Source organism: Arthrobacter sp. Y3221114 (genome assembly GCF_059092625.1).
On the sequence record NZ_JBNHHW010000002.1, the window covers coordinates 114,799 to 141,545 of the forward strand.

The 26,747-nt window shown below is 68.5% G+C and carries 25 protein-coding genes; 14 read left to right on the forward strand and 11 right to left on the reverse strand.

Annotated features, from left to right (window positions below; genetic code table 11):
- Window positions 1-13 precede the first annotated feature (13 nt).
- Complete coding sequence (clpB, locus tag AC5RV3_RS04560; protein ID WP_494121110.1) at window positions 14-2,638, reverse strand: ATP-dependent chaperone ClpB; 2,625 nt, start codon at window positions 2,636-2,638, stop codon at window positions 14-16.
- A 214-nt stretch (window positions 2,639-2,852) separates the two neighbouring features.
- Here clpB and AC5RV3_RS04565 point away from each other — a divergent pair, with 214 nt between their 5' ends.
- Window positions 2,853-3,389 carry a GNAT family N-acetyltransferase gene (locus AC5RV3_RS04565; protein ID WP_494121111.1) on the forward strand — a complete coding sequence of 179 codons (537 nt, stop codon included), beginning with the start codon at window positions 2,853-2,855 and terminating at the stop codon, window positions 3,387-3,389.
- A gap of 20 nt (window positions 3,390-3,409) precedes the next feature.
- Window positions 3,410-3,967 (forward strand): HutD/Ves family protein, encoded by a 558-nt coding sequence (locus AC5RV3_RS04570; RefSeq protein WP_494121112.1) that lies wholly within the window; start codon window positions 3,410-3,412, stop codon window positions 3,965-3,967.
- A gap of 31 nt (window positions 3,968-3,998) precedes the next feature.
- Here AC5RV3_RS04570 and AC5RV3_RS04575 read toward each other — a convergent pair whose 3' ends face one another.
- Window positions 3,999-4,565, reverse strand: coding sequence for a YceI family protein (locus AC5RV3_RS04575; protein WP_494121113.1), 567 nt, complete (start codon window positions 4,563-4,565; stop codon window positions 3,999-4,001).
- A 229-nt stretch (window positions 4,566-4,794) separates the two neighbouring features.
- On the opposite strand from AC5RV3_RS04575, the gene AC5RV3_RS04580 reads away from it, so the two are divergent.
- Window positions 4,795-5,265 carry a pyridoxamine 5'-phosphate oxidase family protein gene (locus AC5RV3_RS04580; protein WP_494121114.1) on the forward strand — a complete coding sequence of 157 codons (471 nt, stop codon included), beginning with the start codon at window positions 4,795-4,797 and terminating at the stop codon, window positions 5,263-5,265.
- A gap of 52 nt (window positions 5,266-5,317) precedes the next feature.
- Here the strand turns inward: AC5RV3_RS04580 and AC5RV3_RS04585 are convergent, their stop codons facing one another.
- Both AC5RV3_RS04585 and AC5RV3_RS04590 read right to left on the reverse strand, forming a co-directional pair.
- A complete protein-coding gene (locus AC5RV3_RS04585) occupies window positions 5,318-5,749 on the reverse strand; it encodes a YccF domain-containing protein (RefSeq protein ID WP_493989568.1) in 432 nt (143 codons plus the stop codon).
- A 215-nt stretch (window positions 5,750-5,964) separates the two neighbouring features.
- The gene (locus AC5RV3_RS04590; RefSeq protein ID WP_494121115.1) at window positions 5,965-7,674 is read right to left on the reverse strand and encodes a DEAD/DEAH box helicase; all 1,710 of its coding nucleotides are present in this window, start codon (window positions 7,672-7,674) and stop codon (window positions 5,965-5,967) included.
- A 237-nt stretch (window positions 7,675-7,911) separates the two neighbouring features.
- Here AC5RV3_RS04590 and trmB point away from each other — a divergent pair, with 237 nt between their 5' ends.
- Window positions 7,912-8,823, forward strand: a complete 912-nt coding sequence (gene trmB / locus AC5RV3_RS04595; protein ID WP_494121116.1) for a tRNA (guanosine(46)-N7)-methyltransferase TrmB — start codon at window positions 7,912-7,914, stop codon at window positions 8,821-8,823.
- Window positions 8,824-8,856: 33 nt separating this feature from the next.
- Here the strand turns inward: trmB and AC5RV3_RS04600 are convergent, their stop codons facing one another.
- Window positions 8,857-9,519, reverse strand: a complete 663-nt coding sequence (locus AC5RV3_RS04600) for an anti-sigma factor family protein (RefSeq protein ID WP_494121117.1) — start codon at window positions 9,517-9,519, stop codon at window positions 8,857-8,859.
- A complete protein-coding gene (locus tag AC5RV3_RS04605) occupies window positions 9,516-10,013 on the reverse strand; it encodes a sigma-70 family RNA polymerase sigma factor (protein WP_494121118.1) in 498 nt (165 codons plus the stop codon). The genes AC5RV3_RS04600 and AC5RV3_RS04605 overlap by 4 nt, the downstream gene beginning before the upstream one ends.
- A gap of 233 nt (window positions 10,014-10,246) precedes the next feature.
- Between AC5RV3_RS04605 and AC5RV3_RS04610 the strand changes: the two genes are divergently transcribed.
- Window positions 10,247-10,807 (forward strand): COG4315 family predicted lipoprotein, encoded by a 561-nt coding sequence (locus tag AC5RV3_RS04610; protein ID WP_494121119.1) that lies wholly within the window; start codon window positions 10,247-10,249, stop codon window positions 10,805-10,807.
- A 105-nt stretch (window positions 10,808-10,912) separates the two neighbouring features.
- Here AC5RV3_RS04610 and AC5RV3_RS04615 read toward each other — a convergent pair whose 3' ends face one another.
- The 4 genes from AC5RV3_RS04615 to dnaK form a co-directional block, all read right to left on the reverse strand.
- Complete coding sequence (locus AC5RV3_RS04615; RefSeq protein WP_493978112.1) at window positions 10,913-11,335, reverse strand: heat shock protein transcriptional repressor HspR; 423 nt, start codon at window positions 11,333-11,335, stop codon at window positions 10,913-10,915.
- A gap of 69 nt (window positions 11,336-11,404) precedes the next feature.
- Entirely contained in the window at window positions 11,405-12,376 is a 972-nt protein-coding gene (locus AC5RV3_RS04620) for a DnaJ C-terminal domain-containing protein (RefSeq protein ID WP_494113833.1), read from the reverse strand.
- A gap of 130 nt (window positions 12,377-12,506) precedes the next feature.
- The gene (locus tag AC5RV3_RS04625) at window positions 12,507-13,172 is read right to left on the reverse strand and encodes a nucleotide exchange factor GrpE (RefSeq protein WP_494121120.1); all 666 of its coding nucleotides are present in this window, start codon (window positions 13,170-13,172) and stop codon (window positions 12,507-12,509) included.
- A gap of 2 nt (window positions 13,173-13,174) precedes the next feature.
- Window positions 13,175-15,049, reverse strand: a complete 1,875-nt coding sequence (gene dnaK / locus AC5RV3_RS04630; RefSeq protein WP_494113831.1) for a molecular chaperone DnaK — start codon at window positions 15,047-15,049, stop codon at window positions 13,175-13,177.
- A 345-nt stretch (window positions 15,050-15,394) separates the two neighbouring features.
- Here dnaK and AC5RV3_RS04635 point away from each other — a divergent pair, with 345 nt between their 5' ends.
- From AC5RV3_RS04635 to AC5RV3_RS04660, 6 genes are all read left to right on the forward strand, one after another.
- The gene (locus AC5RV3_RS04635) at window positions 15,395-16,201 is read left to right on the forward strand and encodes a class I SAM-dependent methyltransferase (protein WP_494113830.1); all 807 of its coding nucleotides are present in this window, start codon (window positions 15,395-15,397) and stop codon (window positions 16,199-16,201) included.
- 28 nt (window positions 16,202-16,229) lie between these two features.
- The gene (locus AC5RV3_RS04640) at window positions 16,230-17,807 is read left to right on the forward strand and encodes a phytoene desaturase family protein (protein WP_494121121.1); all 1,578 of its coding nucleotides are present in this window, start codon (window positions 16,230-16,232) and stop codon (window positions 17,805-17,807) included.
- 35 nt (window positions 17,808-17,842) lie between these two features.
- Window positions 17,843-18,463: a LysE family transporter gene (locus AC5RV3_RS04645; RefSeq protein ID WP_494121122.1), complete on the forward strand. Its 621-nt coding sequence runs from the start codon at window positions 17,843-17,845 to the stop codon at window positions 18,461-18,463.
- A gap of 130 nt (window positions 18,464-18,593) precedes the next feature.
- Window positions 18,594-20,624 (forward strand): aminodeoxychorismate synthase component I, encoded by a 2,031-nt coding sequence (pabB, locus tag AC5RV3_RS04650; protein ID WP_494121123.1) that lies wholly within the window; start codon window positions 18,594-18,596, stop codon window positions 20,622-20,624.
- A gap of 61 nt (window positions 20,625-20,685) precedes the next feature.
- Window positions 20,686-21,666, forward strand: coding sequence for a GlxA family transcriptional regulator (locus AC5RV3_RS04655; protein WP_494121124.1), 981 nt, complete (start codon window positions 20,686-20,688; stop codon window positions 21,664-21,666).
- A 122-nt stretch (window positions 21,667-21,788) separates the two neighbouring features.
- Window positions 21,789-22,427, forward strand: a complete 639-nt coding sequence (locus AC5RV3_RS04660; RefSeq protein ID WP_494121125.1) for an HD domain-containing protein — start codon at window positions 21,789-21,791, stop codon at window positions 22,425-22,427.
- A gap of 129 nt (window positions 22,428-22,556) precedes the next feature.
- Here AC5RV3_RS04660 and cls read toward each other — a convergent pair whose 3' ends face one another.
- The gene (cls, locus tag AC5RV3_RS04665) at window positions 22,557-24,035 is read right to left on the reverse strand and encodes a cardiolipin synthase (protein WP_494112854.1); all 1,479 of its coding nucleotides are present in this window, start codon (window positions 24,033-24,035) and stop codon (window positions 22,557-22,559) included.
- Window positions 24,036-24,121: 86 nt separating this feature from the next.
- On the opposite strand from cls, the gene AC5RV3_RS04670 reads away from it, so the two are divergent.
- From AC5RV3_RS04670 to AC5RV3_RS04680, 3 genes are all read left to right on the forward strand, one after another.
- The gene (locus tag AC5RV3_RS04670) at window positions 24,122-24,994 is read left to right on the forward strand and encodes an aminodeoxychorismate lyase (RefSeq protein WP_494121126.1); all 873 of its coding nucleotides are present in this window, start codon (window positions 24,122-24,124) and stop codon (window positions 24,992-24,994) included.
- Between the two features lie 58 nt (window positions 24,995-25,052).
- Entirely contained in the window at window positions 25,053-25,418 is a 366-nt protein-coding gene (locus AC5RV3_RS04675; RefSeq protein WP_494121127.1) for a VOC family protein, read from the forward strand.
- Window positions 25,419-25,558: 140 nt separating this feature from the next.
- A complete protein-coding gene (locus AC5RV3_RS04680; protein WP_494121128.1) occupies window positions 25,559-26,734 on the forward strand; it encodes a zinc-dependent alcohol dehydrogenase in 1,176 nt (391 codons plus the stop codon).
- Window positions 26,735-26,747: the final 13 nt, after the last annotated feature.

The following is a 26,747-nucleotide window of genomic DNA, read 5'->3' on the forward strand; positions in this document are numbered from 1 at the left end:
CCGAGGCCCGGGGTCAGCTGCCCCGGACCGCCCCCACCTTCGACTGGACGGTGAGGCCGCCGGCCCCGCCGTCGACGTCGATCTCCGGTACATCCACCAGCACGGTGTCGCCGTCGCCGATCGCACCCGCGAGCAGCCCGCGGGCCAGCTTGTCTCCGATCTCGCGCTGGACCAGCCGCCGCAGCGGCCGGGCGCCGTAGGCGAGATCAAAGCCGGTCAGTGCCAGCCATTCGCGGGCCGCGTCCGTGACCTCGAGGGTCAACCGGCGTTCGGCCAGCCGCGCAGCCAGCGACGCCACCTGCAGATCCACGATCCGGGACAGTTCTTCGATGCTCAGCGGGTCGAAGACGATCACGTCATCCAGCCGGTTCAGGAACTCCGGTTTGAAGCTGGCGTTCACCACGTTCAGCACTGCTTCGCGCTTCTTGTCCGCGTCCATCGTCTGGTCCACGAGGAACTGCGAGCCGAGGTTGGAGGTCAGCACCAGGATCACATTGCGGAAGTCCACGGTGCGGCCCTGCCCGTCGGTGAGGCGTCCGTCGTCGAGCACCTGCAGGAGGATGTCGAAGGCCTCGGGATGGGCCTTCTCCACCTCGTCCAGCAGCACCACGGAGTACGGGCGGCGGCGGACGGCCTCGGTCAGCTGGCCGCCTTCTTCGTAGCCCACGTAGCCCGGAGGGGCACCGACCAGGCGCGAGACGGAATGCTTTTCCGAATACTCGCTCATGTCGATCCGGACCATGGCCCGTTCGTCATCGAACAGGAAGTCCGCCAGCGCCTTGGCCAGCTCGGTCTTGCCCACGCCGGTGGGGCCCAGGAAGAGGAACGAGCCGGTGGGCCGGTCCGGGTCGCTGATGCCCGCACGGGCGCGCCGTACCGCGTCGGAAACCGAGGCGACGGCCTTGGACTGGCCGACCAGCCGCGAGCCGATGAACTCCTCCATCTGCAGCAGCTTCTGGCTTTCGCCCTGCAGCATGCGACCGGCGGGGATGCCGGTCCACGCGGAGATGACCTCGGCAATGTCGTCGGCGGTCACCTCCTCGGAGACCATCTGGTCCCGGCCGGCGCCGCCCTGCTCCTCGGCCGCCTGCGCCTGGGCCAGCTCCTTTTCCAGCGTCGGGATCTCCCCGTAGAGGATCCGGGAGGCCTCGGCCAGGTCGCCCTCGCGCTGGGACTTGTCCGCCTGCGAGCGCAGCTCGTCCAGCTTGGCCTTCAGGTCGCCCACCTTGTTCAGCCCGGCCTTCTCCGCCTCCCACCGGGTGTTCAGGGCCGCCAGCTGCTCCTTCTTGTCCGCCATGTCGGCCCGCAGCGCCTCGAGCCGTTCCCGGGAGGCTGCGTCCGTCTCGTTGGCCAGCGCCAGTTCTTCCATCGTGAGGCGGTCGACGGCGCGGCGCAGCTGGTCGATCTCCTCGGGTGCCGAGTCGATCTCCATCCGCAGCCGGGAGGCGGCCTCGTCCACCAGGTCGATGGCCTTGTCCGGCAACTGCCGGCCGGAGATGTAGCGGTTGGACAGCGTCGCGGCCGCCACCAGGGCGGAGTCCCCGATCGACACCTTGTGGTGCGCCTCGTAACGCTCCTTGAGCCCGCGCAGGATGCCGATGGTGTCCTCGACGCTCGGCTCCCCCACGTAGACCTGCTGGAAGCGCCGCTCCAGCGCCGGATCCTTCTCGATGTTCTCGCGGTATTCGTCCAGCGTGGTGGCGCCAATCAGCCGCAACTCGCCGCGGGCCAGCATCGGCTTGAGCATGTTGCCGGCATCCATCGATCCTTCGGAGGCGCCCGCGCCCACGACGGTATGCAACTCGTCGATGAAGGTGACGATCTGCCCGTCCGAGTTCTTGATCTCTTCCAGCACGGCCTTCAGTCGTTCCTCGAACTCGCCCCGGTACTTGGCGCCGGCCACCATGGCCGCGAGGTCCAGCGACATCAGCGTCTTGCCGCGCAGCGATTCAGGCACATCGCCGGCCACCATCCGTTGGGCCAAGCCCTCCACCACGGCGGTCTTGCCGACCCCGGGTTCGCCGATCAGCACGGGGTTGTTCTTGGTGCGGCGCGAGAGCACCTGGACCACGCGGCGGATTTCCGCGTCCCGGCCGATCACCGGATCAAGCTTCCCGGCGCGCGCGATGGCGGTCAGATCCGTGCCGAACCTCTCCAGCGCCTGAAACGTGTTCTCCGGATCGGCGCTGGTGACCTTCCGGTCGCCGCGCACGCCCGGCAGGGCGGCGAAGAGCGCCTCATGGGAGGCACCGGCGTCGCGCAAAATCTTCCCGACGGCGGCGCTGTCCGCCGCGAGGCCCAGCAGCAAATGCTCGGTGGAGACGTAGGAATCTCCCAGCTTCTCCGCCTCCTGTTGCGCGGCCTGCACCGCTTGGAGCAGTCCCCGGGAGTACTGCGCCTGTGCCACGGAGGAGCCCGATGACGCCGGCAGCGCCTTGATCGCGGTGCTCGCCTGGACACTCACCGAGTCCGGATCGGCCCCGGCGGACTTCAGCACGGCAACGGCCACGCCGTCGCGCTGGTCCATCAGGGCCTTGAGCAGGTGGGCGGGCTCGATCTGCGGATTGCCCGCCGTCGAGGCGTTCATGGCCGCAGCCGACAGCGCTTCCTGGCTCTTGGTGGTGAATTTAGCGTCCAACTCTTGTCTCCGTTCACTCCGGAATGGTTCTGGCCAGCGCGTCAGTGCTGGCCTAAAAGCTAAGTTGAGTCTACTTCACTCAACTTTGGAAGTAAAGTTATCCACAGGTTGCGGAGCCTGCTTGCCCACGACCCATCTTGTCGCTCCGGCGGCCTGCCCGGAAGGGCGTCCGACGAATAGGCTGTATCGGGGACGTGAAGGAAGCAGGACGGAGGTGGCCACGACGGAAACCATGTTGGAGACTGCCCGGCTGCTGCTGAACCAGCCGACGCCGGAGGACATCGGCGCCATGTTCAGGATCCTCTCCGACCGGCGCACCACGCGGTTTAATCCTTCCGACGCGCTGATCTGGAACGAGGAAGCCGAGGGCCTTTTCCAGCGCTGGGAAGCGCAGTGGGAGAACCACGGCGTTGGCTACTTCGCCGTCCGCCTGCCCGGCCGTGAAGACGCAATCGGCTTCGCCGGCGTTAAGCACGTGGCGCTGTCCGGCCGCCCCGTGCTCAGTCTCTACTACCGCTTCGACCCCGCCGTGTGGCACCGCGGTTACGGGCGCGAGGCGGTCGCCGCCGTCGTCGCCCATGCAAACGAGTTTTTGGAACTGCCGCCGTTCCTGGCGCTGGTCCATCCGGCCAACACCGCGTCCCTGCGCATCGTCACGTCGCTGGGCTTCGAACGGAACGAGGCCGCGGCGGTCAGCGGCGCGGACGGCTACCAGGACGCTTATGTGCTGAACTGGGACCGGCAGCTTTAACATCCGGTCAAGGAGTCCCAGTGGAAATCATTCGCGCAGCCGCGCTCAAGGAACAGCGGTGGCGGAACGGCGGCGGCGTGACCAGGGAACTGGCGGCCGGTGACGCCGGCGCGGACGGATTCCCCGGCTGGCGGTTGAGCCTGGCGGACATCACGTCGGACGGCAGCTTCTCCGAATATCCGGGCGTGGACCGGATATTCACCGTCGTGGACGGCGACGTCGCCTTCCTGACCGTGGATGGCAGCCAGCACCGGATGGAACGCTACCGCCCCTTCCGCTTCGACGGCGGGAGCAGCACGGACTGCAGCCTGCCGACGGGACCGTGCCGCGCGCTGAACATCATGACCCGCCGCGGGGCCTGGGGCGCCGGCCTGCTGATCGTTGAGCTGTCCAAAAAACAGCCGCTGCAGCTGGCCGACGGACAGTTCCTGGTGCTGCTCCAGGGCCAGGCACAGGCGACGGCGGAGGGCACGGCCCAGCCACTGCATACCTACGACACGGTGGCCGGTTCAGGGACGAGCGAGGTCAGCGGGCGCGGCTTCGCGGCACTGGTGTCGGTCTACCCGGCCGGGGATTGAGGGCGGCGGATTATCCGGGCGCGCCGGCTGCTTACGGCGCGGCGGGGTCCTCGACCTTGACGGCGGAGACCTCGAACTCCAGCATCACGCGGTCCGACACCAGCATGCCGCCCGAGTCCAGTGCCGTGTTCCATTTGACGCCGAACTCCTGCCGGTCGATGCGCCGGGAGCCTTCAAAGCCGGCCCTGAGCTGCCCGCCCGGGTCCCGCTCCACGCCGATAAAGTCAATCGGAACCGCGACCTGCTTGGTGATGCCGCGGATGGTCAGGTCGCCGTTCACTATGAAGTTTGCGCTTTCCACCTGATCGATGCGGGTGCTGACGAACGTGATCTCCGGGTAGTTGGGCGCATCGAAAAAGTCATTGGTGCGCAAATGCTCGTCGCGTTGCGGGCTGCGGGTATCGATGCTGGCGACCTTGATCGTGACCTTGACCGACGAATTGGCCGGGTTATCCACGTCGGCCTGGATGATGCCTTCCACGTCGTTGAACGCACCCCGGACTTTCGTCACCATGGCATGGCGGGTGGAGAAACCAATCCGCGTATGCGCCGGATCGAACCGCCACTCGCCGGATAGATCCGGAGATAGTTCGGACATTGCAGCGCTCCTCCTCTGGCACAGGCACTGCCCTCCCCAAAAGCCAGATGGATGCGCCTGGCCGACCCATTCAGCCGCGTGCGGCTCGTGTGGTAATTCCAGCACATATTGGGACGCATTGCACCACATCGGTGCGTGAATTTCGGGGCTGCTCCGGCGGCCCGTAGCGGCGCCCGGCGGGCGAATGCGCACCCTATCCCCGCCGGTCAGGGATCAATAAACTGAAACCATGACCGCCGCGAACGAGCTGCCTTCATCGACGACACAGCTGCCTGTCGCCGATTGCTGGAAATTGTTCCGCAGCGCTGACTTCGGCCGGCTCGGAGTCGTCGTCGAGTCTCACCCGGAGATCTTTCCGGTCAATTACGTAGTGGACCACGGCAGCATCGTGTTCCGCTCGGCCCCGGGCACCAAGCTCGATGCCGCCCTTGCAGGCGAAGTGGTTCTGGAGGTGGACGGCTTTGATCCGACCACGGGCGTCGCCTGGAGCGCAGTGGCGCGCGGCAGCGCCCAGCGGATGGACACCATTGAGGAAGTCCTGGAATCGGCCATGCTGCCGCTGTTCCCTTGGCAGTCGGGCGAAAAGAACAACTTCGTCCGCATCGTTCCCACTGTGGTCACCGGACGGCGTTTTGTGGTGCCGGCTTCAGCGCGCCGCATTCCGGGGCTCAGCGACAGCCGCCGCCTGCAGATCGAGTAGCCCGCCCTCGGGACCGGCCGGCCAACAACGTCGGCCGGTCAACATCCTCCGGTCAGCGCCACGTAACGGCGCCCGGCTGATAGCCGGGAACATACCCCGGGAACGCGCGGTCGGTGGACACGATCTCCTTGCCCAGCGGCGTCAGGGACACCGGAATCATCTTGAGGTTCGCGATCGCCAGCGGAATACCGATGATGGTGATGGCCTGCGCCACCGCTGTCAGCACATGCCCGATCGCGATCCAGATGCCGGCGACCAGCAACCAGATGATGTTCCCCACGGTGGACATGAAGTAGGTGCGCCCGCCGCGGTCCACCACCATGCGGCCGAACGGCCACAACGCGTAGCCCGCGATCCGGAACGAGGCGATGCCAAAGGGGATCGTCACGATCAGCAGGCAGCAGACGATGCCGGCCAGGAAGTAGCCCAGCGCCAGCCAAATGCCGCCGAACAGGAGCCAGATAACGTTCAGAAGTGCCTTCATCCCACCATTCTGGCCAGTGACGCGGTCGGCCGCCATACGGGATGCCCCTGAGTGTCCCCCTAATGCGTTGTTTGGGCGGACCCGTGGATCTCGCGGACAGGGGAAGGATCGCGGCAACCAGCACTACAGGACCTTTCCCTCTGGGGCAACAAAAGGCCGCAGGGCGGCCCCTCCGTACGAAGGGACCGCCCTGCGGCTTCGGCTGTGCGCCCGGCCTAGTTTGTCCGGCGCTTTTCCTGCGAAGCCGGTGCCGTGGCGCGGCGCGGGCCGCGGCGGGCCGGACGCTCGGCCGCCGGAGTCTCCGACCGGAAGACCGGCCGGGTGCCGGCCGCGGAGCGCTGACCGCCGGCGGCGCGCTGTGCGCCGCCCGAGCGGGCCGGGGCGCCGGAACGCGCCGGCCCCGAGCCGCTGCGGCCGCCTGCTGCGGTGCCCGACTGGCCGCGGCGTGCGGCGGAATCCGAACCTGCGGCGCTGCGATGGCTGCCGTGGCTGCGGGCGGCAACGTCCCGGCCGGCCTGGCCGTGGCTTTCGCCGCGGGCCGGCTGGCGCTGGCCGTTCTCCGGGCCGCCGGCGCGGGCGGCGCCGGAGGCCTGGCGGGCCTCGCCGGAACGGGCTTCACCGGAACGGGTCCGGCCGCCGCGGCCGCCGGACCGCATGGCCCGCTTGCGCTGGGCGTTGGCGCCGGTCGAGGTGCCACCGCCGCGCTGCGGCAGGTTCGCTGCCTGCTGCTGGGCCCGCAACTGCGGATCCACGGGTGCGGCAACCTCGCCCACCAGGTTCGCCAGCAGCTCCGAGGAAGCCGTGACGCTTTCGAAGGCTACGTCCACCCCGGCGGCCTTCATCAGCTTGCCGACTTCCAGCCGCTGTTCCGGCAGCGCCAGGGTCACGACGGTGCCGTCGGAACCGGCGCGGGCGGTACGGCCGGAACGGTGCAGATACGCCTTGTGCTCGGTGGGCGGATCCACGTGGATCACCAGTTCCACGTCGTCCACGTGCACGCCGCGGGCGGCCACGTCCGTGGCGACCAGCACGCGCACATGGCCGGAGGAGAACTCTGCGAGGTTGCGGTCGCGGGCGTTCTGCGACAGGTTGCCGTGCAGGTCCACCGCCGGGATGCCGGCGTCGGTGAGGGCCTTGGCCAGCTTGCGGGCGTGGTGCTTGGTGCGCGTGAACAGCACGCGGCGCCCGGCACCGGCGGCCAGCCGGTTGAGCACCTGCTTCTTTTCGGAGGCATCGCGGGTCACCAGCACGTGGTGTTCCATGGTGGTGACCGCGGCCTGCGGGTCGTCCACGGAGTGGGTCAAGGGGCTGGACAGGTAACGCTGCACGAGCTTGTCCACGCCGTTGTCCAGGGTCGCGGAGAACAGCATGCGCTGGCCACCGGCCGGCGTGGTGTCCAGCAGCTTCTTCACCACGGGCAGGAAGCCCAAGTCGGCCATGTGGTCGGCCTCGTCCAGGACGGTGATTTCCACCGATTCCAGCGTGATGATCTTCTGCTTCATCAGGTCTTCGAGCCGGCCCGGGCAGGCAATCACAATGTCGACGCCGGCGCGCAGCGCCTTTTCCTGGCGCTGCTGCGAGACGCCGCCGTAGATCACCGTGGTGTTCAGGCCCAGCTCGGCCGCCAGCGGCTCGATGGTGTTGTTGAGCTGGGTGGCCAGTTCGCGGGTCGGAGCCAGAACCAGGCCCAGCGGGCGTCCGGGTTTGCGGAAATGGGCGGCTTCGCGCTCGGCGAGCCTGGCCACCAGCGGCAGCGCGAACGCCAGCGTCTTGCCGGAGCCGGTGCGGCCGCGGCCCAGCACATCCCGGCCCGCCAGCGTATCGGGCAGGGTCTCGGTCTGGATGGGGAACGGAGCTTCAATGCCATCGGCAGCGAGCTTCGAAGCAAGGGACTTGGGCACGCCAAGGGCAACAAAAGTAGTCATAAGAAAGTGCGAATGTCTTCCGGTCAGTGTCCCCGCGGCAGGTTAGCCCAGGGTCGCCGAAGAAAAATCAGACAGTGCCAACCGCCCGGATCTGCCCGGTCACGTCGTTAGACGGATAGCGGCGGTGCAATTGAAAGCGTTCATCGACGCAGGGAAACGCGTCAAACTGCGCCTCCGAGTAGTTCAAGTCTAGCAGCACGTGCGGGCCGCCCGCGCACGGGCGATACTCTGGTGGGGATGACCAGCGACTCCCCCACCCCTGATGTTCCCGTGCACGACGACGGCGCGCGCCTCACGCAGCCCACCCACCTCGCCCGTCCGGTCAGCTTTGTACGACGCGGCTCACGGCTGCAGGGCCGCCGCCAGCAAGCCTGGGACGAATACGGCCCGAAGTTCGCCGTGGACCTCCCCCGGCACGGCGGCGACACCACCGTGGACCCGGCCTTTGTCTTTGATGCGGCGGCAGCTTTCGGACGCGAGGCACCTCTGGTCGTGGAGATCGGCTCCGGCCTGGGCGAGGCCGTCTGCCATGCCGCGGAGCAGCACCCGGAGTGGAACTTCCTGGCCCTGGAGGTCTACCGGCCTGGGCTGGCGCAGACCCTGCTGCGGATCGGCCAGCACGGCCTGTCCAACGTGCGTGTGGCGCAGGTCAACGCCCCGGACGCCCTCGCGACCATGCTGCCCGAGTCCTCGGTGGCCGAACTCTGGGTGTTCTTTCCCGACCCGTGGCACAAGACCCGCCACCACAAGCGCCGGCTCGTGCAGGAGAGCTTCGCGGGCCTTGCCGCCCGCGTCCTGCAGCCGGGCGGGATCTGGCGCCTGGCCACCGACTGGTCCGACTACGCGATCCAGATGCGCCGGGTCGCGGATGCCTCGCCGGACTTCCGCAACCTGCATGCCGGCGAGCGTACCGGCAAGGACAGCCCGTTGACCCAGGTCTGGGAAAGCGGCGTGGAAGGCGTGGTGGGCGGCGCCCCGGTGCGCGAAGGCAAGATCCCGGTCAGTACCGGCAATGCCAGCACCGGTGAAGGCATGGACGAGCTCGGCGGCTGGGCGCCCCGCTTCGACGGCCGGACCATGACCAGCTTCGAGCAGAAGGCCCACGACGCCGGCCGGATGATCTTCGACCTCGCCTACCGCCGGAACTGATCCGCAGGGACCTGGTTGCGGGCCTGCTCCTGCTCAGTCCGTAGCCACGGCCGCCAGCGTTGCGTCCGCCCCGCTGCGCAGTTCCACCTGGACGATCTCGTCGGTGTCCATGGCGCAGGCTGCGGTGAGCGTGGCGCGGCCCGCCGACGTCGCCTGCCAGGAAGCCACCTGGTAGGTGTAGCCGGTATCTCCGGTCACCCACAGGGTGAGCAGGCCGTCCCGCGGCAGCTGCTCCCCCGCTACCTGCATCTCGGTGCCCCAGGCCTTGTGCACCAGTGCCAGCTCCAGTTGCAGGCCGCCGTCGGCAGTCATCACATAACTCTCCGTCGCCGGCGGCTGCTGCTGCTGCTGGGTCAGCAACGGCCCGATGGCCGCCCCGGCGACCAGGCAGACACCCGCCACGGCCGCCACCAACCCGACCCACCGCCGTCGCTCCTTCCGCCGCCGGTTGGCCAGTTCATCCACCAGTTCCCGGGTGCGTTCCTCGACTTCATGCTGCGGCGGCGCCGCCAGCTCCAACGCTGCGTCGCGCGGCAGCGCGTCCAGCAGGTCGGGCAGCGATTCCAGCTCGTCGGCTTCCCTGCGGCACGCGGGGCAGGAGGCCAGGTGTTCTTCGAAGCCCGCCCGTTCGCGGCGGTCCAGCCCGCCCAAGACGTAGAGGCCGAGCAGTCGGTGCTGTTCCTCGTTGGTGTTCACGGCTGCCCCACCCCCATCTCGTCCAGTACGGCCCGCAGGGCCTTGGCCGCGTAAAACGCCCGCGACTTCACCGTGCCCAGCGGAATGCCCAGCGACCGGGCGGCTTCGGACGAGGTGAGCCGCTGGTAATGCAGGGCAAGGATGATGTTGCGGTGGTCGGGGCTGATGCGTGCCAGGGCTTCCTCCATGACCACACGGAGCAGGAGCCGCTCCAGCTGGTCTTCTTCGACGGCCGGCTCGTCCTCGCCCAGTCCGGTCTCTCCCGGCCGCCGGGTGCGGCGCCGGTAGCCGTCGATAATCACGTGCCGGGCGGTTTGGTACAGGTAGCCGCGCATGTTGTCGGTTTCCGGGCCGCGCTTCCACACCCGCAGGATCGTCTCCTGCACCACGTCCTCCACCTGGTCCGCGTCGGAGGTCGCGGCGCGCACGAACCGGCGCAGCGCCGTGGCATGGTCGCGGTAGAGGCGGGCCACGGCCTCGTCGTCCAATGCCACGGCCGCCTCCTCCCTGCCGGCAACCCCGGCCGCCTCACCGGCGGTCGCAACCTCCCCACGCGGCTTCCTACCGGGTACGACGACGGCGGCGGCGTTCCGGTTCATCCTGCCCACGGGATTCCCTCGCCCAACGTTGAACCATTGTGGGCGCGGCCGGCGTCTTTGCCAATAGCGGGCCGCGCCCCGCGGCACCGCGCTCCGGGCAGCGCCCGGGAGACGGCAAAGGAAGCCCCATGAAAATCACACAGACAGCCGCGACAGCCCTGCTGGGCGCTGCCATGCTGGGCCTCGCCGGTTGCGGAGGCGGTTCGGGTACGGAAACGCCCGCCGGCCCGGAGGCACCGCCGGCAGTCGAGACGCCGACGGCCGGCGCCCCCGAAATGACCACGCCGGCGGCCCCGGAGACAGACGGCGCGGAGACAGGCGGCGCGCAAGCGTCCGGATCTGCCTCCACCTTGACCACGGCCGATTCCGACCTGGGCGAAATCGTGGTGGACGGCGAAGGCATGACTGTTTACTACTTCACCAAGGACGTCCCGGACTCCGGCGAAAGCGCCTGCACGGGCGACTGCCTGGCCGCGTGGCCACCCGTACTGGCCGAGGAAGAGCCGGAACTCGACGGGGTCACCGCCGAGGTGGGCCTCATTGACACCCCCGACGGGCAGCAGCAGGTGACACTGAACGGCATGCCCATCTACTACTGGGCCCAGGACAAGGCCCCGGGAGACACCACCGGCCAGGGCGTTAACGACGTCTGGTACGTGGTCGCCCCGGACGGCGAAATGATCAAGTAGCTCCACGCCGCCATCCTGCCCGCAGCCGCCTGCTTGGGGCCGGCAGCTGCGGGCGTTCGATCATAGGCGCAGGCCGAACGGATCAGCGCTCCGGACGCCAGGCCATCAGCGCTGCGGACGCCAGACCATCAGCGCCTGGCTGCGCGGACGCGGCCGCTGGCCGCGGGCGAGCGTCACCACGTCCCCGGCCAAGCCGGCGGCGAACACCCGGCTGGAGTCGGTGCCTCGGCGCTGCCTGGCCATCAGCTCCTCGGAGAGGTCCCGGACCTGGGCCTTGAGGGCGGCGACCTCGTTTTCCAGCTGGAGGATGCGCTTGATCCCTTCCAGCGAGACGCCTTCCTGGGAGAGCCGCTGAACCTCGCGCAGGGTGTTCACGTCCTTCTGCGAATAGCGGCGCTGCCTGCCCCGCTGGCGCGACGGAGAGACCAGGCCGAGACGGTCATACTGGCGCAGGGTCTGCGGGTGCATGTCCGCCAGTTCGGCCGCAACCGAAATCACGAAGATCGGCGCATTCATATCGATGCTCATGGTGCTCTCCCTCCTGCGCTTCGCGCGTTTCCCGTCCGGCCAGTCCCGGCCGGTTGCAACTTCCGCCCGCTACAACCTGGCCTTGGCGGCAAGATTCCCGCGCGGGTCGGACCCGGCAGTCGCCGCCGCGAAGGCGTTGACTGCTTCTTGGGCCTCTTTCCCAAGGTTCTGCGGGACCACCACGTCGATGGTCACGAGCAAATCGCCGGTGTTCTTCGAGGTCTTCACCCCGCGTCCCTTCACGCGGAGTGTCCGGCCGGAGGGTGTTCCTGCCGGCACCTTGACCTTGACGAACTCACCGCTCAGGGTCGGAACGTCGATCTGCGCGCCCAGCGCGGCCTCCGGGAACGTGACCGGGACGTGGATCCGGATGTTGTCGCCGTCGCGCTGGAAGAACGGGTGGGGCTTGACGTTGACGGTCACCATCAGGTCTCCCGCGCCGGCGGGGCCGGGCTGGCCCTTGCCGCGGACGCGGACCTTCTGGCCGTCTTTGATCCCGGCCGGGATCCGCACGTCGATCACCTCGCCGCTGGGTTCGCGCAACCCGATGGTGGTGCCGTTAATGGAACCGGCGAAGGAAATGCTGGTGGTCGCTGTGCGGTCGGCGCCCCTGCGCGGCGGCTGCTGCTGCTGCGGGAAACCGCCGAAGCCGCCGAACAGATCGGCGAACTCCGGCGGCACCGTGCCCCCGGAGCCGGCACGGGTGCGGGTGCCTTGGCCGAACAGGTTGCCGAAGATGTCCTCGAAACCGCCTGCGCCCGGCCCGCCGGCGCTGCCGGGTCCCCCGGCGCTGAAGCGCGCGCCGCTGCCCATGGCGCGGATCGCGTCGTACTGCTCGCGCTCCCCCGGGTCCGAGAGGACCGAGTAGGCCTCGGAGATGTCCTTGAACTTCTTTTCCGAACCTTCATCCCCCCGGTTGGTATCCGGATGGTGGGTCCGCGCGAGCTTGCGGTACGCCTTCTTGATGTCCGCATCGGATGCGTCCTTGGAGACACCGAGGATCTTGTAGAAGTCCTTCTCGACCCAGTCCTGGCTAGCCATGCAGGCGCCTCCTTTCAGTTGTCACAAAGTCTATGGGCACGGGAGCCCCGGACGGTGACGGGTTGGCCTCCGACGGTCCGGAGGCCAACCCGTCATCTGCGGCTGGGCGCCGGGGCGCCCCCTGCCGGTGTCATTCCGCCGGTACGGCTACCACTACCTGGGCCGCGCGCAGCACGCGGTCGCCGGCCCTGTAACCCAGGCGCAGGACCTGGCTGACGGTGTCCATTTCCACCTCGGCGTCAGGCTGCTGCATCAAGGCCTCGTGGATGTTCGGGTCGAATTCGACGCCGGCCTCCTCGATGCGGGTCAGGCCATAGGTCCTGAGCACGCCGTCCAGCTTGGTGGCAATGGCCGCGAACGGGCCGTCCGCGAGATCGCCGTGCTGGCGCGCGGCGTCGATGTCGTCCAGGACGGGCAGCAGCGAGTTCAGCACACCGATGACAGCCATCTCGCCGGCCACCGCGCGGTCGCGTTCCACCCGCTTGCGGTAGTTCACGTACTCCGCCTGCAGCCGGAGCAGATCGTTCTTCAGCTCCTCGGCTTCCTGCGACGTGGTCCCTTGGGCAACAGATTCCCCCGCGGGGACCTCGGCGCCGTTCAGGATCTGCTCCGCCTGGGCCAGCGCGTCGGCGTCGGCGCCCTGGCCGGCCGCGGAAGTTGCCCCCGCAGCCGCGCCGGCATCCCCGGTTGCTCCCGCGGCGCCGCGGACCTGTCCGGTTTCCGGATCGATCTTGCGGTTGTCGCGGAAGTTCACCGGCTCTGTCTGGTGTTCTTCTTCGTTACCCTTTTCCGCCATGGTTACTTCTTCTCGTCTTCGTCGACCACTTCGGCGTCCACGATGTCCTCGTCGGCCGCGCCGGAGCCGGCCTCGGAGGAACCGTCACCGGCGGCTGCACCGTCGCCGGCCGCGCCGGAGGCCTGCGCCTGCGAGTAGATGGCCTCGCCCAGCTTGGTCTGGGATGCCTGCAGCTTCTCGAACGCGGCCTTGACCTCGTCGTCGTTGTCCTGCTTTTCCAGTGCGGATTTCAGGGCGTCGACGTCGGACTTGACCTCGGTCTTGACCTCTTCGGGCAGCTTGTCGTCGTTGTCGGCGAGCAGCTTGTCCACGGAGTAGGCCAGCTGCTCGGCCGAGTTGCGGACGTCGGCGGCCTCGCGGCGCTTCTTGTCCTCGGCGGCGTGCTCTTCGGCCTCCCGCACCATGCGGTCGATGTCATCCTTGGACAGCGCGGTGCCGCCCGTGATGGTCATCGACTGCTCGGCGCCGGTGCCCTTGTCCTTGGCGGAGACGTGCACAATGCCGTTGGCGTCGATGTCGAAGGTGACCTCGACCTGCGGCACGCCGCGCGGCGCCGGCGCGATGCCGGTCAGCTCGAAGGTGCCCAGCGGCTTGTTGTCGCGGGTGAACTCGCGCTCGCCCTGGAAGACCTGGATGGCCACCGACGGCTGGTTGTCATCGGCGGTGGTGAAGGTCTCGGACCGCTTGGTCGGGATCGCGGTGTTGCGCTCGATCAGCTTGGTCATCACGCCGCCCTTGGTCTCGATGCCCAGCGACAGCGGGGTGACATCGATCAGCAGGACGTCCTTGCGCTCGCCCTTCAGGACGCCGGCCTGCAGGGCAGCGCCCACGGCCACGACCTCGTCCGGGTTCACGCCCTTGTTCGGCTCCTTGCCGCCGGCCATTTCCTTGACCAGTTCGACGACGGCGGGCATCCGGGTGGAACCGCCGACCAGCACGATGTGGTCGATGTCGGAGACCTTGATGCCAGCTTCGGTGATCACGTCGTGGAACGGCTTCTTGGTGCGCTCGAGCAGGTCCGCGGTCAGTTCCTGGAACTTGGCCCGGCTGAGGTGCTCATCCAGGTGCACCGGTCCCTCCGGCGTGACGGAGAGGTACTGCAGGGAGATGTTGGTGGAGGAAGCCGAGGACAGCTCCTTCTTGGCCTGCTCGGCCGCTTCCTTCAGGCGCTGCAGGGCGATCTTGTCCTTGGACAGGTCGGCGCCCTTGGACTTGGCCTGCTTCAGCAGGAAGTCGACCACCCGCTGGTCCCAGTCGTCGCCGCCCAGGCGGTTGTCGCCGGAGGTGGCGCGGACCTGGATGGTGGAGAAGTCGTCCTCGTCCTTGCCCACTTCCAGCAGGGACACGTCGAAGGTGCCGCCGCCGAGGTCGAAGACCAGGATCAGTTCGTCTTCCTTGCCCTTGTCCAGGCCGTAGGCCAGCGCGGCTGCGGTCGGCTCGTTGACGATGCGCAGCACGTTCAGGCCCGCAATTTCGCCGGCTTCCTTGGTGGACTGGCGCTCGGCGTCGTTGAAGTAGGCCGGAACGGTGATGACCGCGTCGGTGACCTTCTCGCCCAGGTAGGACTCTGCGTCGTGCTTGAGCTTCTGCAGGATGCGGGCGGAGATTTCCTGCGCGGTGTAGTTCTTCCCGTCGATCTCGGTCTTCCAGTCGGTGCCCATGTGGCGCTTGACCGAGGCGATGGTGCGCTCGATGTTGTTGACGGCCTGGCGCTTGGCGATCTCACCGACCAGCACCTCACCGGACTTGGAGAATGCGACGACGGACGGCGTGGTGCGGCCACCCTCGGCGTTGGCGATGACGGTGGGTTCGCCACCCTCCAGAACAGAAACAACGGAGTTGGTGGTTCCGAGGTCGATACCTACTGCACGAGACATACGCGTGTCCTTCCTTTGCGGCCGCTTTCGCGGCCTCGATTACTGTGGCGGCCCATCACCCGGGCGTACCCGGGCGGCGCCGCTGTGGGCGGCAGCCGATGTGAGCCTTCTGCACTCAAGTTTACTCGGACGACGGCCATTGTCAATCAAGTTGAGCGCACCGGACTCAAGTTTGGCTCGATGGGTAGCGGGACCCGCGGCGGGCGGCAGCGGCAGGGCGGTTGTTTGGCGGCCATCATCGCCGCCACCGAAGCCGCCTGTTCCGAGGTCACCGCGGCCGACAAATAGCGCAACATTCCGGCACGGCAGCTACGTGGCCGCTGGGGCGCGGAGTAGTCTCCCACTATGAAGGACGAGGTCTACTCACACGGACACCACAAGAGCGTGGTCAAAGCCCATGCGATCCGGACGGCCGAGGACTGCGCGGCGTACCTGCTGCCGGAGCTCAAGCCCGGGATGATGCTGCTGGACGTGGGCTGCGGCCCGGGCAGCATCACCGTGGACCTGGCAGAACGGGTGGCCCCGGGACAGGTGACCGGATTGGACCGGTCCGACGACGTCCTGACCCAGGCGGCCGAACTCGCCGCCCTGCGCGGGATCGAGAACGCAACCTTCGTCGCCGGCAACATCTACGACCTCGAGTTCGACGACGATACTTTCGACGTGGTGCACGCCCACCAGGTCCTCCAGCACCTGACCGACCCGGTCGCCGCGCTCTACGAGATGCGGCGTGTGGTCAAGCCCGGCGGCATCGTGGCCGTCCGGGACGCCGACTTCCACGGCATGAGCTGGTACCCGGAACTGCCCGAACTCGACGACTGGATGGACACCTACCAGCAGCTCGCCCGCGGCAACCGCGCGGAACCGGATGCCGGCCGGCACCTCATCTCCTGGGCGCAGGCGGCAGGCTTCCACGACATCACTCCGTCGTCGTCCAACTGGCTGTATGCCACCGAGGAGCAGCGCCGCTGGCAGGGCGACGTCTGGTCCGAGCGGGTCCTGCACTCCGGCTACGCCGAACAGTCGCTGGAGCGGGGGCTGATCGACCGGGCCGGGCTGGAACGCATTGCCCGCGGCTGGCTGACGTGGGCAGCCGCCCCGGATGCGTGGTTCCTGATCCCCAACGGCGAGATCCTGGCCCGCAAACCCTGATCCCCGCCGGCGGGACGGAAGGACTGACATGCCCGAGCACTACGACGTGATCATCGCCGGCGGCGGCCACAACGGCTTGGTGGCGGCCGCCTACCTTGCGCGCGCGGGGCGCCGGGTGCTCGTGCTCGAACGCGAGGACCAGGTCGGCGGAGCCGCGGTTTCGGCAGAAGTCTTTCCCGGCACCGGGGCCCGCATCTCGCGCTATTCGTACCTGGTCAGCCTGCTGCCGCGGCGCATCATCGAGGATCTGCAGCTGGACCTGCGGCTGCTGCGCCGGCGCTTCTCGTCCTACACCCCCCTGCCCGGGGCCGCGACGGGCCTGCTGGTGGACAACCAGGACCCGGACGCCACCCGCTCGTCCTTCGCCGCGGTGGGCGCGGCAACCGACTTCGAGCCCTTCACCGGGTTCTATCAGCGCACCAACCGGCTGGCCCGGGCCCTCTGGCCCTCGGTCACCGAACCGCTGCTGCGCCGCTCCGAGGTGCGCAGCCGGGTCGGCGACGACGAGGCCTGGCACGACTTCATCGACCGGCCGATCGGCGAGGTGGTCGAGCGCAATTTCGGCTCGGACCTGGTCCGCGGGGTGGTGCTCACCGACGCCCTGATCAGCACCTTTGCCGGCGCCCACGACGCCTCGCTGCAGCAGAACAAATGCTTCCTGTACCACGTGATCGGCGGCGGTACCGGTGACTGGGACGTGCCCGAGGGCGGCATGGGTGCAGTCACCGCGGCGCTGGAAAAGGCGGCCCGCAGCGCCGGCGCGGAGCTGCGGACCCGGGCGCGGGTCACCTCCGTCTCCCCCGAGGGCGAGGTGAGGTACGACGACGGCGGTGCGGGCGGCGTCGTCGTCTCGGCGGAACGGGTACTCGCCAACGTCTCCCCCGCCGTGCTCAACGGGCTGCTGGCCGCCGGCGGCGCCGGCCCGGCCACCCGGCCGGACGCGGCTCCGGAAGGCGCGCAGGCGAAGGTGAACCTGCTGCTGTCCCGGCTTCCGAAGCTGCGGGAGGGCTCGGTGGCGCCGGAGGCGGCCTTCGGCGGCACCTTCCATATCAACGAGTTGTACTCCCAGCTGGAAGCGGCCGCTGCCGAAGCGGCCGCGGGCCGGGTGCCGGTTCCGCTGCCCGCCGAGATTTACTGCCACTCCCTGACCGACCCGTCCATCCTCTCGCCCGAACTGCAGGCAGCCGGCGCCCACACGCTCACCGTGTTCACGCTCCAGACCCCGCACCGGCTGATCACCGAGGAGAACAACGACGCGATGCGGCAGCGGCTCCAGGACGCCGTGCTGGCCTCGCTCAATTCCGTGCTCGCCGAGCCGATCGAGGACTGCATCCTGCGCGATCAACGCGGCGAGCCGTGCATCGAAACCAAGACCACCCTGGACCTCCAGCAGGCGTTGAACATGACCGGCGGCAGCATCTTCCACGGCCCCCTGGACTGGCCGTTCGCCGAAGACGACGAACCGCTCGACACGCCGGCCCGGCGCTGGGGCGTGGCCACGGCGCACGAGCGGATCCTGCTGTGCGGGGCCGGCGCGCGGCGCGGCGGCGGAGTCAGCGGCCTGGGCGGCCACAACGCGGCCATGGCCGTGCTCGAGGCCCGCTGACCGGAAGCGGCCGGGCCGCACCGTAGGATCATCTGGTGCAAATCTCGTTATGGCTGGCGCTGCTCGGCGCCACCGTGGTCATCAGCTTCACCCCCGGCGCCGGTGCCATCAACACCATGAGCAACTCGCTCAATGCCGGCTTCCGCCGCTCCATCTGGGGAATCCTGGGCCAGCAGGCCGCCCTGGTCGTCCACGTGGTGATCGTGGCGCTGGGCCTGGGCTTGCTGGTCTCCAATTCGCCGATGCTGTTCGCCGCCATCAAGTACGCGGGTGCGGCGTACCTGATCTACCTGGGCCTGCGCCAGTTCTTTGCCAAGCCGACGGGCGGCGCGGAAATCGAAGAGTCGCGCCGCAACGAGCCCGCCTTCTCCATGTTCCGGCGCGGTCTCTGGGTCAACCTGCTCAACCCGAAGGCGATCGTCTTCTTCCTGGCGTTCATGCCCGGCTTCATCCGGCTGGACCAGCCCCAACTGCCGCAGTACTTGATCCTGATCGCCACCGTGGTGGTGGTGGACATCCTGGTGGTGTGGTTCTTCTTCGCCGCCGCGGCCCGGTCCTTCCAGCGCTTCACCCGGACAGTGCGCGGGCTGATGTTGATGAACCGGGTCTTCGGCACCTTGTTCATCGCCGTCGGCCTCATGCTGGCGTTCCTGTAGCCGGGTTCTCATAGACTCGAAGACATGTATCGCAACATCGCAGTCAGCGCCGGCAGCCCCTGCCGCCGCGATACGGTCCGGGGGCATTCCCCGGGCCGGGCCGCTACCGCGTCCGGCTGCGGGGAAACCCGTGCGCACTAAGCCCGTCCTGATCGCCGTCGACGGGCGCTCGGGGGCAGGCAAGACAACGCTGGCGGTGGAACTGGCGGCGATGCTGCGGGTCCATCGCACGGTATCGCTGTTCCATCTGGAGGACATCTACCCGGGCTGGCACGGCTTGGCCGGCGGGCAGCAGCGGTACTTGGAGACCGTGCTGCGGCCCCTGGCCGCCGGGGATACCGCGCTCTGGACCGCTTGGGACTGGGACAAGGACGACGACGGCGCCTCCCGCACCACGGAGCCGGCCGACGTGGTGGTGTTCGAGGGCGTCGGTGCCGCCCATGCCGCCGCCCGCGGGCTCCTCGACGCCGTGATCTGGCTGCAGGCGCCCTCCGCCGACCGGCGCACACGCGCCCTGTCCCGGGACGGCGCTACGTATGAACCTTTCTGGGACGTCTGGGCCGACCAGGAAGAGGCCTGGCTGGCCGCCGACGACGTCGCGGCGGCGGCGGACGTCGTCGTCGAATCCGGTCCCTCCGGCACCGATCCCCGGCAGGTGCTCCGAGCGCTGGCCTCGGTACCGGCCCTCGAACACGCCCTGGCCCCGGAGCGGGCGGCCCGCGAGGGCGTCCGCCTGGTCGCCGAACGCCTGGCCGCTTACCCGGACGCCGAAGGCATCTACCGGCGCCTGTACGCCGGCTCCGGCCGCAGCGTCTGGCTGGATAGCTCCAACACCCACGAATCCGCTGACCGAAACCGGATCAGCATCCTGGCCGACGACGGCGGCGGCTTCGGCGCCTGGGCGGAACACCGCAACGGCACCACCGTGGTTGGCCAGGGCAACGCCACGGCCCGGATCCGTGGCGGCTTCTTCCGCTGGCTGGACACCGTGTGGGGACGCCGCATCGTCACCCTGCCGGACGAGGTCCCCGGGAGCTTCGCCCTGGGCTGGATGGGCTACCTGGGATACGAGCTCAAGCGCGAGACCGGGGGCGCGGACACTGGCGCCGCGGCACCGGACGGCGCGCCGGATGCCGCGCTGCTGTTCGCCGGCCGCGCCATCGTGCTGGACCACGAGCGGCGGTGCACCTGGCTGCTCGCCCTTGCCGGCCCTTCCGCGGGGGACGGCGCCGCCGACTGGATCGCGGCGACCGCAGCGGTGATCCGCGGCCTGCCGGCAGCCGCCGGCCCTACCCCGGATCCGGTTGCGCGTCCAACGGCCTTGGGCTTCCGGTCCCGCGACACGCGCGAAGCCTACCTGGCCAAGATTCGGGAGGCGCAGGCCGAGATCGCCGAGGGCAACACCTACGAGGTCTGCCTGACCACCTTGCTGCACGCGACTGCGGCGGAACAGCTGGATCCGCTGGACACCTACCTGACCCTCCGCAGCCGCAATCCCGCGCCCTTCGCCAGCCTCCTGCGGTTCGGGCGGCTCACGGTGGCCAGCACGTCGCCCGAGCGTTTCCTGGGCCTCGATGCCGGCGGGCGGCTGCGGGCCGAACCGATCAAGGGCACGCGGCGCCGTCTTGCGGATCCCGACGCCGATGCCGCCGTCGTCGAGGAGCTCGCCGGCAGCGCGAAGGACCGCGCCGAGAACATCATGATCGTGGACCTGCTGCGCAACGACCTGAGCCACTTCGCGGTGCCGGGCTCGCTGCAGGTCAGCAGGCTGTGCGCCATCGAGTCCTACGCGACGGTGCACCAGATGGTGTCCACGATCGACGCGCAGCTGTTGCCCGGGGCGGTGCGGGCCGAGGCCGTGGCGGCGGCGTTTCCCGCCGGGTCGATGACGGGCGCACCGAAGATCAGCACCATGGACATCCTGGACCGGCTGGAGACCGGACCGCGCGGCGTCTACGCCGGTGCCGTGGGCTACTTTTCGCTGGACGGGGCGGCGGACCTGTCCGTGGTGATCCGCACCCTCGTGATGGACGGCAACCGGCTGAGCCTGGGGGTTGGCGGCGCGATCACGGCGGACTCGGTTCCCGAGGACGAATGGGACGAGGTCCGGGCCAAGGCCTACGGGGTGCTTTCCGCGCTCGGGGCAGCGTTCCCGGAGTAGCGCATAACTGTGCCGGTAGACGTGGACGGCTCGTGGAGCCGGTGACCAGAATCGAGGAATCGTGGAAGCAGCCGGTGGCGGGATGACCGCCCGGGTGGGCATTTTGGTCTTCGACGGGGTGAAGCTTCTCGATGTCGCCGGCCCGGCGGAGGCATTCGCCGAGGCGAACCGCCTCGGCGGCTCCTACGAACTCATTTTCCTGTCACCGGACGGGAATGACGTCGCCTCGTCGGTAGGGCTGCGGGTATCGGTGGATGCCGTCGCGGCCGGCGCCGGAAACTTCCACACGGTCCTGGTAGCCGGCGGGGATGCCCTGCCCGAGCACCAACTTCACGCCGGGCTCGTCGCCGCCGCCGGACATCTTGCCGACAACACCCGGCGAATGTCCTCGATTTGCACCGGCGCCTTCGTTCTGGCGGCGGCGGGACTGCTGGACGGGCGCCGGGCGACGACGCACTGGAAACACACCCGTGAGCTGGCCAGGCGTTATCCGGCAACGCGGGTGGAGCCGGACGCCATCTTCGTCAGCGACGGCCGGATCCACACTTCGGCCGGCGTCACGGCCGGCATCGACCTGGCCCTTGCGCTGATCGAAGAGGACCACGGCCCGGATCTGGCCCGCGAGGTGGCCCGCTCCCTCGTGGTGTACATGCAGCGCTCCGGCGGACAGTCGCAGTTTTCGGCGCCGCTCCAGGGGGATCCGCCCAAGTCCTCGCCCCTGCGGCCGGCGCTCGACGCCGTGCGCGCCGATCCGGCGGCGGTGCTCTCTGTTCCGGCCCTCGCCCGGGACGCCAACCTGAGCGTGCGGCACCTGACGCGGCTCTTCCGTGAAGAACTGCAGACGACCCCGGCGAAGTATGTGGAGCTCGTCCGCTTCGACACCGCCAAGGCGCTGCTGGACTCGGGGTACAGCGTCACCGAGGCAGCCGAACGCTCGGGGTTCGGCAACTCCGAAGCGCTGCGGCGGACCTTCGTGGCACGGATCGGCGTGCCGCCGTCGAAATACCAGCAGCGTTTCCGGTCCACGGCGAAGAACGGCTGAGCGGCAACGCCGTTGGCCGAATCCGAGGGATTGTCGTCCTTTGTGACGGTGCCCGGCTGCCGGTGGCCGGGCAGTATGGGAAGCAAGGCACATTCCCATGCCTCTGGACAAAGGAGACAACCATGGCAGAAGTCATCGCCGGCATTACCATTCCGGACACGGAACTCGTTCGGAAGGCGACCGAGTTGGTCCGCGATACCACCGACGACCTGCTGTTCGACCATTCCCGGCGGGTGTACCTCTTCGGCGCCCTTCAGGGCCGGCGGCTCGGCCTCGACGTCGACCACGAGCTGCTCTACGTCGGCGCGCTCTTCCACGATCTGGGCCTCACCGGCACCTATGGCACCGACACCCTGCGCTTCGAGGTCGACGGCGCCAATGCCGCGAAGTCCTTCCTGCTGGAGCAGGGGCGCCCCGAGGCGGACGCGGCCAAGGTGTGGACCGCCATCGCGCTCCACACCACGCCGGGGGTGCCTGAATTCATGGATCCGGAAATCGCGCTGGTGACCGCCGGCGTCGCGACCGATGTCCTGGGGCTCGGCTACCAGGACCTCACGCGGGACGACATCGACGCGGTAACCGCGGCGCACCCGCGCCCGGACTTCAAGCGGCGGATCCTGGCCGCCTTCACGGACGGCAACAAGCACCGCCCGGAGACTACCTTCGGCAATGTCAACGCCGACGTGCTCGAGCACTTCAGCCCCGGCTTCCGCCGCATCGACTTCGTGGACATCATCCAGAACTCCGCCTGGCCGGAATAGGCACTCGCCGGACGCCCGGCGGTCGTGACACCCGGTGTGCCGGCGGGGCGCGCGGCCGCCCCGCCGGCTCGCCGGGGGGCGGCGGGGCGCGGCTACCCCGCCGGCTCGCCGGGGGGCGGCGGGGCGCGGCTACTGCAGCGTTGCCGTCAGCCGGGCCACGTTGTCCACGTAGCGCTGCCAGCGGGGCCGCTGCCTCCACTCCTCCAGCGTGAGCTCCCGCGAAACCACCCGATAGCTGTCCTGAATCTCCGACACCCGCTCGACGATGTGGTCCCCGAGCATCATCACGGAGACCTCCATGTTGAGGGAGAAGGACCGCATGTCCATGTTGCTGGAGCCGATGACCGCGACCTCATTGTCCACGGTGAAGTGCTTGGCGTGCAGCACCAGCGGCTTCGGGTAGCGGTAGATCCGCACGCCGGCCTCCAGCAGCGCCTGATAGTAGGACTGCTGGGCGTGATGGACCAGCAGTTGGTCGCCGCGTTCGGACACGAACAATTCGACCTCGACGCCGCGCTGGGCCGCCGTCGTAATGGCATAGAGCAGCGAGTCGTCCGGTACGAAGTACGGGCTGCAGATGGACAGCCGCTCCACCGCCGCATAGATGAGCGTGTTGAACAGGCGCAGGTTGTTCTCGGTTGCGAAGCCGGGACCGCTGGGCAGGGCCTGGCAGGTCATGGGGCCGGGCTCGCGGAACGGGGCCGGGGTGAACAACTCGCCTTCGAGCGTGTCGTCGGTTTCGCTGGACCAGTCGGTGGCGAACACAACGTTCAGCGCGGTGACGATGGGGCCTTCGTAGCGCGCCATCAGTTCCACCCATTTGCGGCCGATCTTATGGCTGGAAGTGCGGCGGTAGCCGGGCTCGATCAGGTTCTGCGATCCGGTGAACGCCACACGGCCGTCCACCACCAGGATTTTGCGGTGGTTGCGCAGGTCGATCCGGCGCCACTGGCCGCGGACCGGCAGCACCGGCAGCATCCGGCGCCAGTCGATGTCGGTGGTCTCCAGCCAACGGCGGAACTTGCGGTAGCCGGCGACGCGGAGGGTGCCGATGTGGTCGAACAACAGGCGCACGCGGACACCCCGGGCGGCGGCTTCTTCCAAGGCGGTGAAGAGCTTGCCGGTGGTTTCGTCGCGGCTCATGATATAGAACTCGATGTTCACGAACTCACGCGCCTCGCGCACGGCCTCGGTCATCGCGGCAATGGACTCGTCGTAGTCCGAGTACAGCTCCACGTGGTTGCTGTCCACCATGGGGAACGCGCCGAGCCGCCGGTTCAACTCCGCCGCCGAATGCACCCACGCCGGCGCTTCCTGCTCGCTGCTGGGCTCCTTGAGGTTCCGGGTGGCGGCCCACACCCGGCTGTTAATCTCCGACTGCTTGGCGATCCGGCGCTCCGAGAGGCGGTACCTGCCGAACATGAAAAAGAGCAACAGGCCGATCAGCGGGATGAAGAAGATGGCCAGCAGCCAGGCCATGGCGGTATTGGGGCGGCGGTTCCCCGGGATCACGCCCAGTGCAATGATGCGGATGGCCATATCGACCACGCCCAGAATGGCGACGGCCCAATCGGGGAATGTGCCCAGCCCCGCAAACGACCACAGCACGCGGCTGTTCCTCCCCTCCCGCCGTGTGCCGGCGCAATCCTCCCAGCCTACCCGGCGTTTGGGGGCAAACTAACTAAGCTGTAGCCATGACAGTTCTGGTGTTTTTGGACCCTGCCCACGAGGCGGGCCGCGTCGCAGATGCTTCCCGACCTCAGCTGATGGCCACCGATCTCGGCGCCACCCGCGGGGACGGCATCTTCGAGTCCCTGCTGGCAGTCAACGGGGCCCCTCGCAAGCTGCAGGCGCACTTGGACCGGCTGGCCAGTTCGGCCCGAATCATGGGCCTGCAGCTTCCCGCCCCGGACGCCTGGGAGCGTGCCATTGCGACGGCGATCGCCGAGCACCCGCCCGTCGAAGAACTGGTGATCAAGCTGCTGGTGACCCGCGGCGTGGAAGGCGCTTCCACGCCCACGGCCTGGGTCCAGGCTTCCCGGCCGCCGGCGGCCGGACGGCGCCAGCGCACCGACGGCATTTCCGTGCTGCTGCTCGACCGCGGGTACGACAGCTCGCTGGCCGAACGCGCCCCGTGGTTGCTGATGGGGGCCAAGACGCTTTCCTACGCGGTCAACATGGCCGCATTGCGTTATGCGCACAAGAACGGCGCCGACGACGCCATCTTCACGTCCAGCGACGGCCGCGTGCTCGAAGGGCCCACCTCCACCGTGCTGATGGCGCGGGTGCGCGACGGCGTAAAGACTTTGGTGACGCCGCTGCTGGAGAGCGGCATCCTGCCGGGCACTTCCCAGTCGGTGCTGTTCAAGGAGGCGGAAGCTGCCGGCTGGCAGTTGGGCTACGGTCCGCTGGAGCCGCACGATCTCTACGAAGCCGACGCCGTCTGGCTGGTGTCAAGTATCCGCCTGCTCGCCCCGGTCAAGAGCATCGACGGCAAGGAAATCCCCGTCTCGCCCGACCTGACGGAGGAGCTGACAGCGCTGCTGGCCCAGGGCAGCCGGGAGTAGCCGGCCGGAGTCATCCGCTTGACGCTGTCCCGACCGAGTATCCCAGGAGCCACCGCCGATGTTCTTGAAGCTTGAATGCGTCTGCGTTCCGACGGTCGACGTTGAGGCCTCCGTCAGGTTCTATGCCGGGCTCGGGATGCGGGAGTCCTGGCGGATCAACCGCGAGACTCCAGCAGGACTGGCATGGACCCTGGTGGGCATGCGTTTTCCGGGCGGGAACAGTTCCGAACTCGTTCTCAGCGACAACCCCGATAACCGGCGCCTGGAGGTCGAGGTATTCGTGGGCGATGTCCGGCGCGCCTACGAGGAGCTGTCTTCCAACGGCGGGGTGGAATGGATAGAGGCGCCCTTCGCGACCGAGTCAGGGCACGTGGCCGTGATGCGTGCGCCCGACGGCAACGTTTTCGTCCTGGTCGGTTCGTAGGGCGGGGGGGCTGCCGCTGCGGAAACAGCCTCCAGGATGATCTGCTTGGAACACCGCGCTACTGCGATGTTAGGGTCGATTGACCGAAAGATCAGCATGCTGTCGTTCCGTCCGGGGCGGCAGCCCTGAGAAGGAGGGCAATGAAGGCTTTGACGTGGCAGGGAAAGCGCTCGGTCAGCGTGGAGGAGGTCCCGGATCCGCGGATCCAGGAGCCCACGGACGCGATCGTGCGGATCACCTCGACCGGCATCTGCGGCTCGGACCTGCACCTTTACGAGGTGCTCACTCCGTTCATGGACAAGGGCGACATCATCGGACACGAGCCCATGGGGATAGTGGAGGAAGTCGGCTCGGCCGTCACCCACATTAAGGCCGGGGACCGGGTGGTCATCCCGTTCAACGTCTCCTGCGGCCACTGCTTCATGTGCCGGAACGGTCTGCAGTCCCAGTGCGAAACCACCCAGGTCCGCGAGTACAACAACAATGCACAGTTCCTGGGCTACTCGCGGCTCTACGGCTCCGTGCCCGGCGGGCAAGCCGAGTACCTGCGTGTCCCGCACGCCGACTACGGGCCCATCAAGGTGCCCCAGACCGGTGAGGACGAGCGCTATCTGTACCTCTCCGATGTGGTTCCCACCGCCTGGCAGGCCGTGCAGTACGCGGCCCCACCGGAAGGCGGTTCCCTGGCTGTACTGGGCCTTGGCCCTATCGGCCAGATGTCCGCTCGGATCGGCCGGCACCTCGGCTTCCGCGTGCTCGCGGTGGACCCCGTCGCGGAGCGGCGAGCAATGGCGGAGCGTCACGGCATCGAGACGCTGGACCTGCACGGCGACGTCGCGGACGAACTGCGGGAGCGCACGAACGGCCGCGGGCCGGACTCGGTGGTGGATGCGGTGGGCATGGAGGCGCACGGCTCGCCCGTGGCAGGCGCGGTCCACCAGGCGGTGGGGCTGCTGCCGTCCGCCCTGGGCCGCAAGGCGATGGAGACAGCCGGAGTGGACAGGCTCGACGCGCTCTACACCGCGATCGACGCCGTCCGGCGCGGCGGCACGATCTCGATCAGCGGCGTGTACGGCGGGATGAAGGACCCCCTGCCGATGCTGACCATGTTCGACAAGCAGCTCCAGCTGCGGATGGGCCAGTGCAACGTGAAGCGGTGGATTGATGACCTGCTGCCGCTGGTCGACGACCCGTCGGACCCGCTGGGCGTGCTCGACCTGGCGACCCACCAGGTTCCGCTGGAGCAGGCTCCGGAGATGTACGAGAAGTTCCAGAAGAAGGAGGACGGCTGCATCAAGGTGGTGCTCAAGCCGTAGCCCCGAACGGAAC